The 13,738-nt window shown below is 43.9% G+C and carries 12 protein-coding genes; 11 read left to right on the forward strand and 1 reads right to left on the reverse strand.

The annotated features are described in order from the left end of the window. The first annotated feature begins 88 nt into the window (after positions 1-88). From grpE to dnaJ, 4 genes are all read left to right on the forward strand, one after another. A complete protein-coding gene (grpE, locus tag AB6E08_RS02685; protein WP_009848329.1) occupies positions 89-670 on the forward strand; it encodes a nucleotide exchange factor GrpE in 582 nt (193 codons plus the stop codon). A 387-nt stretch (positions 671-1,057) separates the two neighbouring features. Beyond that, positions 1,058-2,332, forward strand: coding sequence for a dicarboxylate/amino acid:cation symporter (locus tag AB6E08_RS02690; RefSeq protein WP_009848330.1), 1,275 nt, complete (start codon positions 1,058-1,060; stop codon positions 2,330-2,332). Positions 2,333-2,674: 342 nt separating this feature from the next. Next, the gene (dnaK, locus tag AB6E08_RS02695; protein WP_372066149.1) at positions 2,675-4,576 is read left to right on the forward strand and encodes a molecular chaperone DnaK; all 1,902 of its coding nucleotides are present in this window, start codon (positions 2,675-2,677) and stop codon (positions 4,574-4,576) included. Between the two features lie 287 nt (positions 4,577-4,863). Beyond that, on the forward strand, positions 4,864-6,009 hold the full coding sequence (gene dnaJ, locus AB6E08_RS02700; protein WP_017103930.1) for a molecular chaperone DnaJ: 1,146 nt from the start codon (positions 4,864-4,866) through the stop codon (positions 6,007-6,009). 216 nt (positions 6,010-6,225) lie between these two features. On the opposite strand, the gene AB6E08_RS02705 is transcribed toward dnaJ, so the two are convergent. Further along, positions 6,226-6,708, reverse strand: coding sequence for a type IV pilin protein (locus tag AB6E08_RS02705; RefSeq protein WP_017103931.1), 483 nt, complete (start codon positions 6,706-6,708; stop codon positions 6,226-6,228). 51 nt (positions 6,709-6,759) lie between these two features. Here AB6E08_RS02705 and AB6E08_RS02710 point away from each other — a divergent pair, with 51 nt between their 5' ends. The 7 genes from AB6E08_RS02710 (at position 6,760) to tadA (ending at position 13,706) form a co-directional block, all read left to right on the forward strand. Further along, a complete protein-coding gene (locus AB6E08_RS02710) occupies positions 6,760-7,266 on the forward strand; it encodes a GspH/FimT family pseudopilin (RefSeq protein WP_372066145.1) in 507 nt (168 codons plus the stop codon). Next, entirely contained in the window at positions 7,247-7,879 is a 633-nt protein-coding gene (locus AB6E08_RS02715) for a PilW family protein (RefSeq protein ID WP_372066142.1), read from the forward strand. Before AB6E08_RS02710 ends, AB6E08_RS02715 begins: the two co-directional genes overlap by 20 nt. Continuing rightward, complete coding sequence (locus AB6E08_RS02720) at positions 7,876-9,186, forward strand: hypothetical protein (protein ID WP_017098040.1); 1,311 nt, start codon at positions 7,876-7,878, stop codon at positions 9,184-9,186. The genes AB6E08_RS02715 and AB6E08_RS02720 overlap by 4 nt, the downstream gene beginning before the upstream one ends. Then, on the forward strand, positions 9,176-9,625 hold the full coding sequence (locus AB6E08_RS02725; protein ID WP_371703286.1) for a prepilin-type N-terminal cleavage/methylation domain-containing protein: 450 nt from the start codon (positions 9,176-9,178) through the stop codon (positions 9,623-9,625). Before AB6E08_RS02720 ends, AB6E08_RS02725 begins: the two co-directional genes overlap by 11 nt. Positions 9,626-9,922: 297 nt before the next feature. Beyond that, the gene (locus AB6E08_RS02730; protein ID WP_372066138.1) at positions 9,923-11,485 is read left to right on the forward strand and encodes an AbgT family transporter; all 1,563 of its coding nucleotides are present in this window, start codon (positions 9,923-9,925) and stop codon (positions 11,483-11,485) included. A gap of 216 nt (positions 11,486-11,701) precedes the next feature. Further along, positions 11,702-12,991, forward strand: a complete 1,290-nt coding sequence (locus tag AB6E08_RS02735; protein ID WP_012603343.1) for a hemolysin family protein — start codon at positions 11,702-11,704, stop codon at positions 12,989-12,991. A 76-nt stretch (positions 12,992-13,067) separates the two neighbouring features. After that, positions 13,068-13,706 carry a tRNA adenosine(34) deaminase TadA gene (gene tadA, locus AB6E08_RS02740; RefSeq protein WP_065678527.1) on the forward strand — a complete coding sequence of 213 codons (639 nt, stop codon included), beginning with the start codon at positions 13,068-13,070 and terminating at the stop codon, positions 13,704-13,706. Positions 13,707-13,738: the final 32 nt, after the last annotated feature.

A 13,738-nucleotide genomic window follows, 5' to 3' on the forward strand; every position in this document is an offset into this window, starting at 1 on the left:
CAAGTTGAACGTCTATGCGAGTGTTTTATATCAATTTGGGGTGCAAACACACCTGTCACTTGCATTGAAAACGAATTCTGGAGAGATCATGAGCAACGAAGAAAACAAAGTAACGGAAGAAGAGCTAGATCAAATCATTGCTGAAGCTGAGAAAGTTGAAGAAGCTGAGCTAAATGAAGAGTCTGTTGATGAGCAAGAAGCAAAAATCGCTCAACTAGAAGCTGCACTACTTTCTAGCGAATCTAAAGTGAAAGAGCAGCAAGATTCTGTTCTTCGCGCAAAAGCTGAAGTTGAAAACATGCGTCGCCGTAGCGAGCAAGAAATTGATAAGGCGCGTAAATTCGCTTTGAACAAGTTTGCTGAAGGTCTACTTCCTGTCATCGACAACCTAGAGCGTGCAATGCAAGCGGCAGATGCTGAAAACGAAGTGGTTAAGCCACTGTTTGAAGGTGTTGAGCTAACGCACAAAACGTTCGTAGACACAGTTGCTAAGTTTGGTCTTAAAGAGATCAACCCTGAAGGTGAAGTGTTCAACCCTGAATTCCACCAAGCGATGTCTATCCAAGAAAGTCCAGATCACGAATCAAACACGGTTATGTTCGTAATGCAAAAAGGTTACGAGTTAAACGGTCGTGTGGTTCGCCCTGCGATGGTTATGGTTGCTAAGTAATGACGTGTTACGCTGCCAAGTGATTGAGTCGCGCATTGACTGAGTAGTCGCGGCGACAAAATAAATCACTGGTTTACGTAAAATGGAAAGAGAGGCATATGCCTCTCTTTTTTTGTGCCTATAACTTGAGATCCCACGTAAATAGTCACCAAAAACGCATTAAGAATGTTGTTCCTTTTATATTACCCAGAACAATGATTTAGAGTTTTATATTATGAAACCAGTTGTTAATGAAGAAATGTTTTGACGTCACACTTGTAATGTTTTTGTAAATAAATGCTTTTAATTGTTATCTTTGTATGTAAAATCCACTGCGATATAGCGATTTAACTCGCATATATAACTGTAAAAGTACAAATTTCAAACACAACAAACTGGAGAAGAACGATGGATAAATCGCTCTCAAGTAAGATTTTTGTAGGCTTGTTTGCCGGCCTACTTATTGGTACTGCTATTCAGTACCTATTCAACGGTATTGCAGTATTTGATACTTACCTGCTAGGTCTAGCAGAAGGTGTCGGTGGTATGTTTGTCTCTTTGATCAAACTATTGGTTGTTCCACTGGTATACGTATCTATCGTTTGCGGAATTGTTGAATTGAAAGACATCCGTTCTTTCGGTCGCCTAGGTGGTAAAACTTTTGCTCTTTACATTATCAACACCATCATCGCGATTTCTGCAGCCCTAACTGTTGGCCTTATTTTCCAACCGGGTGCTGGTGCAGATTTAGCCGGAACGATCTCTGAGACAGTTCAACTAACAACAACTGAAACTCCAGATATCTTCTCTCTTGTTGTGAACATCGTTCCTAGCAACCCAGTTCAGGCGTTTGCAAGCGGCGACATGCTACAGATCATCTTCATGGCAATTTTGACTGGTCTTGCTATTCAGGCTCTTGATTCACGTGGCGGTCCAGCGATCAAAACGTTCAAGATGGCTAACGAAATCATGATGAAGCTTATCGGCCTAGTAATGAGCTTGGCGCCATTTGGTGTATTCGCTCTGATGATTCAACTAGGTGCGACACTGAACGCTGAGACACTTATGTCTGTAGCTGGCTATGTAGCGCTTGTTGTTGCGATGCTAGTGTTCTGGATTTTCTTCTTCTACCCAATGATGGTTGGTATCGCGACAGGTATTACGCCTAAGCAATTCCTACGTGCAACTCGCGAGCAAATCCTTTTCTCACTATCGACGGCAAGTTCGAATGCGACTATCCCAGTAACAATGCGCACTCTAACTGAAAAGCTTGGTGTATCAAGATCTGTGGCAGGCTTCGGTGTACCACTGGGTGCGACAATGAACATGTCTGGTGTTTCTATCTACATCGCACTAGCGACAATGTTCGTAGCAAACGCATTCGGTCAACCAATCAACACGGCTGACATCTTTACTCTGGGTCTAACTATCTTGCTACTGTCTATCGGTGCTGGTGGTGTTCCTGGTGGTGGTGTTGTAATGGTAGGTGTTCTATTGCACCAACTAGGTTTACCACCAGAAGGTCTAGCTATCATTGCTGCGGTAGACCGTATCAACGATATGTTCTGTACTTCTTCTAACGTAGTAGGTGATACAGCGGTTAACACTATCGTTGCTAAGTCTGAAGGCGAAATCGGCGTTGAAACAAACGAAGAAGCTGAGCTAAAGAAAGCAGAAGCGTAATCAGAGATTTTCCTCTATCTAATAGATGAAATCTAAGTGGAAAGCCTGAATAGACAAACGGAGCCTAAGTGGCTCCGTTTTTTATTGGGTGATAAACCCAGTTACTAGGCTTATGTGAAGGTAATGATATGTATTCGTGTCTAACCATTCCTTTTATCAAAATAAATGTGAAAAAATCCAGTATCCCCCTTGAAAAGGATTCGTGAGCCCTTATCTATGGTGCATACGAAAGCAAATTACATTTGCACTTAAATTTGTGTATTAGGGTTGAATCCCTGATTACTACCCCCCACATAGTGGGTATAGCAAAAAACTAAATAGAATTTATTCGGAGAAAGCCTGATGGGTCGAATCATTGGTATTGATTTAGGTACTACTAACTCTTGTGTTGCTGTTCTTGACGGTGACAAACCACGCGTATTAGAAAATGCTGAAGGCGAACGCACAACAGCATCGGTAATCGCATACACTGAAGGCGAGACGCTAGTTGGTCAACCTGCGAAACGTCAAGCTGTTACTAACCCTCAAAACACGCTATACGCGATTAAGCGTCTAATCGGCCGTCGTTTTGAAGATGAAGAAGTTCAACGCGATATCGAAATCATGCCTTTTAACATTGTTAAAGCTGATAACGGTGATGCATGGGTTGAAGCGCAAGGCCAAAAAATGGCTGCTCCTCAAGTATCTGCTGAAGTTCTTAAGAAAATGAAGAAAACAGCTGAAGACTTCCTAGGCGAAGAAGTAACTGGCGCAGTAGTAACTGTTCCTGCTTACTTCAACGATGCTCAACGTCAAGCAACGAAAGATGCTGGCCGTATCGCTGGTCTAGATGTTAAACGTATTATCAACGAACCTACTGCTGCTGCTCTGGCTTACGGCCTAGACAAGCAAGGTGGTGACCGCACTATCGCTGTATACGACCTTGGTGGTGGTACATTCGATATCTCTATCATCGAAATCGATGAAGTAGAAGGCGAGAAGACTTTCGAAGTTCTTTCAACTAACGGTGATACTCACCTTGGTGGTGAAGATTTCGATAACCGCATGATCAACTACCTAGTAGATGAGTTCAAGAAAGAGCAAGGTATCGACCTTAAAGCTGATCCACTAGCAATGCAGCGTGTTAAAGAAGCAGCAGAAAAAGCGAAAATCGAGCTTTCTTCTACTACTCAAACTGACGTAAACTTACCTTACGTTACTGCAGATGCGACTGGTCCTAAGCACATGAACATCAAAGTGACTCGCGCGAAGCTTGAGTCTCTAGTTGAAGACCTAGTTCAACGTTCTCTTGAGCCACTAAAAGTTGCTCTAGCAGATGCTGACCTATCTGTAGGCGAAATCACTGACGTTATCCTAGTTGGTGGTCAGACTCGTATGCCTATGGTTCAAGCTAAAGTAACTGAATTCTTCGGTAAAGAGCCACGTAAAGACGTGAACCCTGACGAAGCTGTTGCAATGGGTGCTGCTGTTCAAGGTGGTGTACTAGCTGGTGAAGTTAAAGACGTTCTTCTTCTAGACGTTACTCCTCTATCTTTCGGTATCGAAACGATGGGCGGCGTAATGACTAAGCTTATCGAGAAAAACACAACTATCCCTACTAAAGCGGATCAAGTGTTCTCTACAGCTGAAGACAACCAAAGCGCAGTAACTATCCACGTTCTTCAAGGTGAGCGTAAGCAAGCGACTTACAACAAGTCTCTTGGTCAGTTCAACCTAGAAGGTATCCAACCAGCACCACGTGGCATGCCACAAGTTGAAGTAACATTCGACCTAGATGCTGATGGTATCCTGAACGTATCTGCTAAAGATAAAGCGACAGGTAAAGAGCAGAAGATCACTATCCAAGCATCAGGCGGTTTGTCTGAGGAAGAGATCGAAGCAATGGTTCAAGAAGCAGAAGCTAACAAAGAAGCTGACAAGAAGTTCGAAGAGCTAGTAACTGCACGTAACCAAGCTGACCAAATGATTCACGGCACTAAGAAGCAAGTAGAAGAAGCTGGTGAAGCTCTACCTTCAGACGAGAAAGCTAAAATCGAAGCAGCTATCGAAGCTCTAGAATCAGTTAAGTCTGGTGACGACAAAGAAGCTATCGACGCTAAAGTTCAAGAACTTATGCAAGCAGCTCAAAAGCTAATGGAAATTGCTCAACAGAAAGCTCAAGCTGAACAAGCTGGTGAACAACCTAAGCAAGACGACGATGTGGTAGACGCTGAGTTCGAAGAAGTAAAAGAAGACAAAAAATAATTTCGTCGCAGAGTAGCCTGATTTCGTTGTCGGAAGTGCTCACCTACTAGCGTAGGCTCCGCGCTTCCTCCTAGAACTCAAGCTACTTGCTTAGAAATTCATTGTCTCAAAGACTTATTATTGCGGGCGTCAGAGGTAACTCTCACGCCCGTAAATTTGTATTTAGACTTGTCGATCTAGATAATAGCTTTATTCGGCGTTTCAGCCGACAGAACTTTTATCTAGATTGATACACAGACTGCTGAAGTGATCATTCGGCAGTAGCAATTATTTTGGTGACCTAGAACATGTCAAAACGTGATTTTTACGAAGTATTAGGCGTAAGCCGCGATGCATCAGAGCGCGATATTAAAAAAGCGTACAAACGCTTAGCGATGAAATTCCACCCGGACCGTAATCAGGGTGATGAAAGCGCAGCAGATAAATTTAAAGAAGTAAAAGTAGCGTACGAGATCCTAACCGATGCTCAAAAGAAAGCAGCTTACGACCAATACGGCCACGCAGCTTTTGAACAAGGTGGCATGGGTGGCGGCGGTTACGGCGGCGGTGGCCAAGGTGACTTCGGCGATATCTTCGGTGACGTATTTGGCGATATCTTCGGCGGCGGTCGTCGTGGCGGCGGTCAAGCGCGTGCTCAACGTGGTTCTGATTTGCGTTACAACATGGAGCTTTCTCTAGAAGAAGCCGTTCGTGGTGTATCTAAAGAGATTGAAGTACCAACACTTGTTGAATGTGACATTTGTGATGGTAGCGGCGCGAAAGCGGGTTCTTCTGCACAAACGTGTGGTACTTGTCATGGCCACGGCCAGGTACAAATGCGCCAAGGTTTCTTTGCGGTTCAACAGACTTGTCCTACTTGTAACGGTAAAGGCAAGATCATCAAAGACCCATGTAACTCATGTCATGGTCAAGGTCGCAAACAGAAGACGAAAACGCTTAACGTTAAGATCCCAGCAGGTGTTGATACTGGTGATCGCATTCGTCTATCTGGCGAAGGCGAAGCAGGAGAGCACGGCGCTCCAGCTGGCGACTTGTACGTACAAGTACACGTAAAAGAGCACAACATCTTTGAGCGTGACGGCAACAACCTTTACTGTGAAGTGCCAGTTAGCTTCACAATGGCAGCGCTAGGCGGTGAAGTTGAAGTTCCTACATTAGATGGCCGTGTAAACCTTAAAGTACCTGAAGAGACACAAACGGGCCGTATGTTCCGTATGCGTGGCAAAGGTGTGAAAGGCGTTCGTGGCGGCGGTGTGGGTGACCTAATCGTTAAGCTAGTGGTTGAAACACCGGTTAAGCTAAGCTCTCGTCAAAAAGAACTACTGCGTGAATTTGAAGAAACATGTTGTGGTGAAGCTGCAAGCAAGCACAAGCCAAAATCTGAAGGTTTCTTCAGCGGCGTGAAAAACTTCTTTGATGACCTAACTAAGTAATCAACTGATTAGATAAATAGGTTATTGACACGTTAAGTTGTTGATCTTTAAATTATTGATACTTCAATTTAATGATAAAAGTAGAAAAGCCTGCTCATGTAGCAGGCTTTTTTGTGTCTATAGATTTGTGTTTTTTGATTGGTATAAAAGAAGCTCATAGCAAAAATAATCGAAATTTTTCAGATCACCCCCTAGAGGCTTTAGTGTCTCTTCTTGTTACTTCCAACACGCTTGAGGCTCTGAAACACCTGAGTGATGTAACTCCAGAATATCAGTCGGTGAGTCTAAGCAGTCATCATTTGTCTGTGGTGCGTGTGGTTCTGCTTGAATGGAGTATGAGGTACTGCTAGCCGAAATTGTTAGTGTGTACCTGCTTGTATCGGTATCGCAAAACGAGCACGTCCCTCCCGAAACTATGTTTCCAGCAGCAGTGGCATAATTTCCGGCGTAAGCACTCTCAAGTTCAAGTTGAATTTTTGCCATATCTCCTATCGCTGTCATTCGATGCGATTTTAAAACATGGTTTGTGTAGCTTGGATAAGCTATTGCACTGAGTACTCCTACAATGGCAACAGCGATCAATACTTCGATCAGTGTCATTCCTTTCATACTTAAATTGTTGTTGTTACATCTTTTTATTCGAATCTTCACGAGTAGTTTCCTTTCATAACCCTGTCCATTTTTCTCGGGTGGTAGCATCGGTGCAAGATTAAATATGCTTACGCACCTGATTACATAGGAATTTGGGAAATGACTCGCGGGTTTACTTTATTAGAGCTGTTAATAACGGTGTCGATACTGTCGATATTGGTAGCGACGGCTGCTCCGAGTTTTAGTTCAGTCACCCAAACAGTCAAGATACAGCGCCTTGCTGGGGAGTTGAATGGTTTCTTAGTACAGGCAAAGTCTGAGTCTGTGAAAAGAAATCAAAAACTCTGGGTACATTTCTCGACGGCTAAAAATGAAGAGCAATCTACGGGGGAGTGGACAGTATGGTTGAAGCCTACGGAAGATCTGTCTGGTGACACATTGCTGATGTTGTCGGGAGAACCGTTTCGAGATTTATCGTTTTCTCATAACTATACAGGCTCAAAAATCAGCTTTGAAAGTGTAAGAGGAAGGCCTGCCAGAGGTACGATTTACTTGGCTCCTAAAAGTGCTTCAACCGACCGGCTTTTGATTAAACTATCTAGCCCTCCGGGGCGAATTAAAGTGTGCGGCGAATCAGGCGATCAGTATGGTTACTATGCTTGCTAAGGCCCGCAGTAGAAGCTTGCGAAAGCAAAAGGGCGCATCTCTCATTGAACTGATGGTCACCTCCGTTATTGGTGTATTCGCGATTGCTATTATCGGCAGCGTATTTATGACGGGGCACAGAATAGCCAAAGATAAAGGCATTGAGCTATTGCTGCTGCAAAACCTTACGAGCACGATGCAGGTAATGAAAGAAGATATTCAACGAGCAGGCTACGATGGTTCAAATGGTGAATCCCTGAAGCTATTAGATGCCGTTAATACGATTCATGTTAGCGGTGGTGTTGAGGTGGGGTTCGTCTATTTGAAAGAGGGATCAACTGACGGAAAAAATTACAGGAATATCGTGTATAAAAAGGAGGGGACTCGATTGAAAGTTTGTGAAAAGGGCGTTCTTACTCCAGGGAACATTTTAGCTCATGATCAAGTTACCTCATGCTACTCACTTTTCGACGATAGCATTATTTCCGTCGACGATTTATCAATATCCTCACAAGTGTTGAGCAAAAATGGGGTGAGCACTACGCTCACTGATTTGAATATTGTTGCGTCAATTCCGAGTGCTGGGATCTCTAAAGGCGTCGCTATAACCGTTAAGCAAAGGAATTGGCTATGACCTCGGTAAAGCAGCAAGCTGGAGTAGCTACGTTGTTAATCACATCTGTTTTAGTGTTGAGTGCTTTAATTGTTACTTTGGGCACCTATCGCAGTGTTTTTCATCAAATTAAGGTCGCGCAGAATGAAGTTCAAGTTCGCAAAGCTCATTGGAACGCGGAGGCTGGGTTGGAGTGTGGTTTTACCTATATAGCTGAAAATGATCTCACGGCTATTCCCAATGATTTAATGAATCACTGTCAGCAGTCGAAAGTCCTCACGTTGAAATCAGATAACCTAACACCGAATATATTGGTGTCGAGTGCTCACTATTTATCTCTCAACAAAGAGATAAGTTTTAACAATTCGTCGGGGCTAGGGGCGATGCAAACCAATTCGAGTTTGGAGTTTATTTCTGATCACAATATCGATATTACCCCAGATATTAGTCTTACTGCGGTCGGTGGTATTAACGAATGTGTGTCTGTTCGGTTCTTAGATAGTGTGATCTATAAAAACCAAGGCGGCGGGCGTTTAAAGACAATCACACCTACGGGCGGCCTCCCTCCTTTTCCTACCTTTGAGTCTTGCCAACCGACAACCGATATTAGCCGCAATGCAACCATTGATTCAGTTGGGTCATTGCCTTCAAATGCTTTTCAATCAGATTTCAAATTTGACCCAGCCATCGATACTTTCTCTAATTACTTTGGGGTATCTAAAACGCCAGAAAATATTGACCAGATTAAGCGTGATTATCATGTGATTGACCTCATTGACAGGACTGTATCTCCCCCCAAGCACATTGATTTAGTCAATGGGAAGTATCAAGGTAATAAGTGTAGCCAAGCGATTAATAACGCCTTTACTAGTGGCAAAGATAAGGTGTGGGTGATAGGTGATTGCGTGGTCTATCACCCACCAATTAATGTGGTAGAACCTATCCCCGGTGTTATTACTCCACGTTCATTAGTGATTCAAGATGGCATCGTTGCGAACGGTAATGCAAGTGTGTTTGATGGTTCCTTTTATCACCTAAATGATATGATCATATACGACGAACCAGCCTCACCTGATGTTGATACGGACCTATTGAGCGGCTTATGGGCCAAAGTTCCAAATACGATACCTATCGCCGGCTTAGTGCAGAGCAATTCGGTTTATATTGGATTTGCTTCTTTTTTTCCCAAGGGAGGGATGTTCTTTGATTCAGTAGGCGGGTTATCGACAATTCAAGGTTCGATTAACTTAGATTACACAGGCGAATACAACCCCCATAGTGTTCCTTTGAAAGCCAAATGGAAAAAGGGATCATGGAATGACTTATAAAAATTCAGGTTTTAGCTTGATAGAGGTCCTGATCTCTTTTCTATTGATCGGTATCGCTTCGCTAGGGTTGGTTAAGCTACAGGTCTATGCAGAACAAAAATCGGATTACGCGCTGCACAGTGTAGAAGCGCTTCACTTTGCTGAAAGGCAGATGGAGTATTATCGAACTCGTGTATCGGATGTGGGGGGAGCTGTAGGGTTAATCCTTTTTACGGATCTCAATCAAGCGGACTACTGTCGCAATGCGACAAGTTCGGATCCTTTATCTGGTTTGTCGGGCTCTGGGTATACGATGAGCTGTGAGGTGACAAATGCCAGTGGTGCCTTGTCTCACGCTTTGAAAAACATTACGGTGACTGTTGCATGGCAAGATCGCATGAACCGTGCGCAAAGCATTCGCCTCGAAACTATGCTCTCCAAATACAGTGAATTTGATTGATCTATTAAGCAAACGTTTACTGCATGCCAAGCCCTACGCTTCTCCTTTACTGATAGTTTTCACTCCTCGGACATTGTTTACGTGCCAGTTAAAACTCTGTATATGGAATGGTGTTTTTTGTGTTTTTATATTGTTGCTGTTGTACAGCATTTTTGCAAAATATGTCTCCATTTATGGAAAATGATGTGGAACCTTGTGCTTTTTAACAGCGACTTTAATAGAATATGTGCTGTACCAATAGGCCATGGTCAAAACTTATATTAGGCCTAAACAAACAACATCACATATGGAGTTACAATGAGTAACCAAGCCGTAAAAAAAGCACCATCGACTGAGAAGAACAGTGGTATGGACCGCTTTCTAAACTTCATTGAACGCGCCGGCAACAAAATTCCAGATCCAGCAATTCTGTTCTTCTGGGCTCTAGTTATTGTATGGGTAGCATCTGCACTTTTATCGAATCTTTCATTCGACTTAATCAACCCTCAAACGGGTGCTGCTCTTGAAGTAAACAACCTACTTACTGGTGAAGCGCTTGCTAGCTTCCTAGCGAATATGGTTACCACGTTCACAGGCTTCGCACCGCTAGGCATCGTACTTGTTGCTATGCTAGGTGTTGGCGTTGCTGACTCTTCAGGCTTCATTACGACTGGCCTTAAGAAGATGCTTAACTTCACGCCAGCTAAGTTGCTAACGCCAATGCTAATTCTTGTTGCTATCGTGTCTCACACAGCAGCAGATGCAGGTTACGTTCTAGTAATCCCTCTTGGCGGTATCATCTTCCACGCTGCGGGTCGTCACCCTCTAGCGGGTATTGCAGCAGCGTTTGCTGGTGTATCCGGTGGTTTCTCAGCGAACTTCATTCCTTCAGGTATTGATCCGCTACTCGCAGGTTTCACTCAAACAGCGGCAAACGTTCTTGACCCTGCATACGTGATCAACCCTCTAGCGAACATCTTCTTTACTGGTTTGTCTTCAATTCTAATTGTGGCAATTGGTTGGTACGTTACAGAGAAAATCATCGAGCCTCGTCTTGCTAATACGCCTGTCGATGAAGATGCAGAACAAGCACCTGATCTAGGTACATTTACAGCCATTGAATCTAAAGCATTCAAATTCGCTGGTTGGGCAATGGTTGCCGGTATTGGTCTGCTTATCGCGGCTCTAATGCCTGAAAACTCAGCACTTCGTTCACCAGAAGGCGAACTAACGGCGTTCTCAGCACCAGTAATGAAGTCTATCGTTCCTCTGATCTTCATCCTGTTTATTATTCCGGGTATCGTCTACGGCCGTGTAGCGGGTACCTTCAAGAATAGTAATGATGTTATCAAAGCAATGTCTGAGACGATGGCAACGATGGGCGCATACATTGTAATGTCGTTCTTCTGTGCTCAGTTCCTATCAGCATTTGCTCAATCAAACATCGGTACTATGCTGGCGCTTTACGGTGCTGAAGGCTTGAAAGCAATGGATCTTCCTGGTGAAGCAACGGTTGTTGGTATGATTCTACTAACGGCTTCAGTTAACCTTCTTGTAGGTTCAGCTTCAGCAAAGTGGGCACTGATTGGTCCTATCTTAGTTCCTATGTTAATGGTTGTGGGTATCTCTCCTGAGCTATCTCAAGCGGCTTACCGTGTAGGCGATTCAGTGTCTAACATCATCTCTCCACTGATGGTGTTCTTCCCACTGGTTGTTGTTTACTGTCAACGTTACGTTAAGTCGACAGGTATCGGTACTCTAGCTTCTCTAATGATGCCATTCTCGATTGCTATGCTAATCGGTTGGTCTATCTTCTTGCTAGGTTACTGGGCTCTTGGTATCCCGCTAGGTATCCAAGCTCCTTACACTTACACAATGTAAGATTGAACTAAGCAAAATTAAGCTTTATTCATTGCTAAGCCCGCACCGAAATGTGCGGGCTTTTTTTTGCTATTTTTTTCTGTTTTTTTTATCCAAGACTTTTTATATCCCAAACTTTCTATATCCAAAACTTTTTATATTCAAAATAAAGGCACTCAGCTTATACTCCGGATTACGGCTAATTGTTGGCCGGTAAATTTAGGAAATCCAAGCCACATGAAGATTCTGCTTTTAGTAGGGTTAATTGTTTTAAATGGTCTGTTTGCCATGTCAGAGATTGCACTGGTAGCAGCAAAGAATAGTCGGCTGAAACGCTTAGCCGAAAAACATCGCTCCGCTCAGGTTGCTCTTGAGCTCAAAGAAAATCCAACCCGCTTCCTTTCAACCATTCAAATCGGTATTACGGTAATCGGCCTACTCAGCGGTATTGTGGGTGAGGCGACGCTTTCTGCTCCACTGGCCGTTCAACTTGAACTGTGGGGACTCGATCCAACACAAGCGAATATCCTGTCTACCACGGTAGTCGTTGTGGGTATTACTTACTTCGCGATTGTTGTAGGTGAGCTAGTGCCAAAACGTTTTGCTCAATCTCAAGCTGAAAATATTGCTGTGCTAGTCGCGCTGCCTATCTTCTGGTTATCTAAAATTGCGACGCCGTTTGTGTTTGCGTTGTCTGCTTCTACGGAAGGTATTCTCAAGTTAATGGGACGTGGTGGCGAAGAAGACAGTGTGACGGAAGATGATATTCATGCACTCGTGAAAGAAGGCTCGGAATCTGGTGTGATTGAACGTGGCGAGCAAGAGATGATTCGCAATATCTTACAGCTTGATGACCGTTTGGTGAGCTCGTTGATGACGCCACGTCGAGACGTCGACTTTCTGGATATTAGCCAACCGGTTGAGCAGATATTTAAAAAGCTGCGCAGTTCAAAGCATAGTGTGTTTCCATTGTGCCAAGACCACCTAAATAAAGTGGTCGGTACGGTGTCAGCCAAAGCCTTATTGAATCAGGCGGGCAATTTAAATATTCAAGTGATCATGGGGCTATCTCGCTCTCCGATCTATGTTCCAGAATCGATGAAGGCTTTACGTCTGCTTGGCTATTTTAAAGAGTCGGGTACAGAGATGGCATTCATTGTTGATGAATATGGCGATGTTCAAGGCCTTGTGACTCATTACGATATCCTAGAGGCGATTGCTGGTGAGTTATCGAACAACCCTAAAGATCTTTGGACAGAGCAAGTGGAAGATGGATTGCTGGTGGATGGATTGATTCCTATCAGTGAACTGAAAAACCGCTTAGAGCTGTCGGATTTTGAGGGTGAAAGCGAGAGCTTCCAAACGTTGAATGGCCTAGTGACTTGGTTAATAGGGCGCTTACCTGATGCAGGTGAAGTTGTTCAATACCAGCAGTGGCAGTTTGAAGTTATCTCTGTTGAGAACAATCGCATTGTGAGTATCAAAGCGACGCAAATAGCCGATGACATAGAAGGCGCCAATAGCTAGCGATCCGCCTAATCAGTAAGCGGCGATTGTTCATTGCCTCTTCTCTCTTTATTGTTCATTATCACGAAGATTAGGTATGCTTCACCGCATACCTATTTTCGTTTTTATCCTTTGTTTTCTGGAGCTCCCTTTGTCAGACCATCAATTCAGCCCTCAAGATGAAATCTTCATGCGACGCGCCATCGAGGTAGCTAAGCAAGCAGAAAAAGAGGGAGAGGTTCCCGTTGGTGCTGTTCTAGTGAAAGATGGGGAGGTTATCTCTGAAGGATGGAACCGCTCGATTGGCTGCCACGATGCAACCGCACATGCAGAAATCGAAACCTTGCGTAAAGCAGGTCAAGCCTTGGAAAACTATCGCTTACTTGATACCACCTTGTATGTCACCTTAGAACCTTGCCCAATGTGCGCGGGTGCCTTATTACACAGCCGAGTAAAGCGTATTGTGTTTGGTGCTCCAGACTTAAAAGCGGGTGCGGCGGGTACGGTATTGAATCTCTTTGAAAGCCAAGCCTCATACCACTATGCCGATGTTGAGCATGGTTTGTTAGAGGAAGAGTGTCGTGAACAACTACAGGCATTTTTTAAACGTCGTAGAAAAGAGATTAAAGAGAAGCGAAAGCTTGAGCGTTTGCAGGAAGAGCAGCGTTTAGAATCCGATAAGGCAAGTAACAATAATAAGGTCAGCAATAAGAACAAGGTCTGTAACAAAAAATAGCAGCGATCTTTCGGCACTCTCAATCATAAGAG

The organism is Vibrio sp. 10N.247.310.24 (assembly GCF_041467175.1).
GTDB lineage: Bacteria > Pseudomonadota > Gammaproteobacteria > Enterobacterales > Vibrionaceae > Vibrio > Vibrio tasmaniensis_A.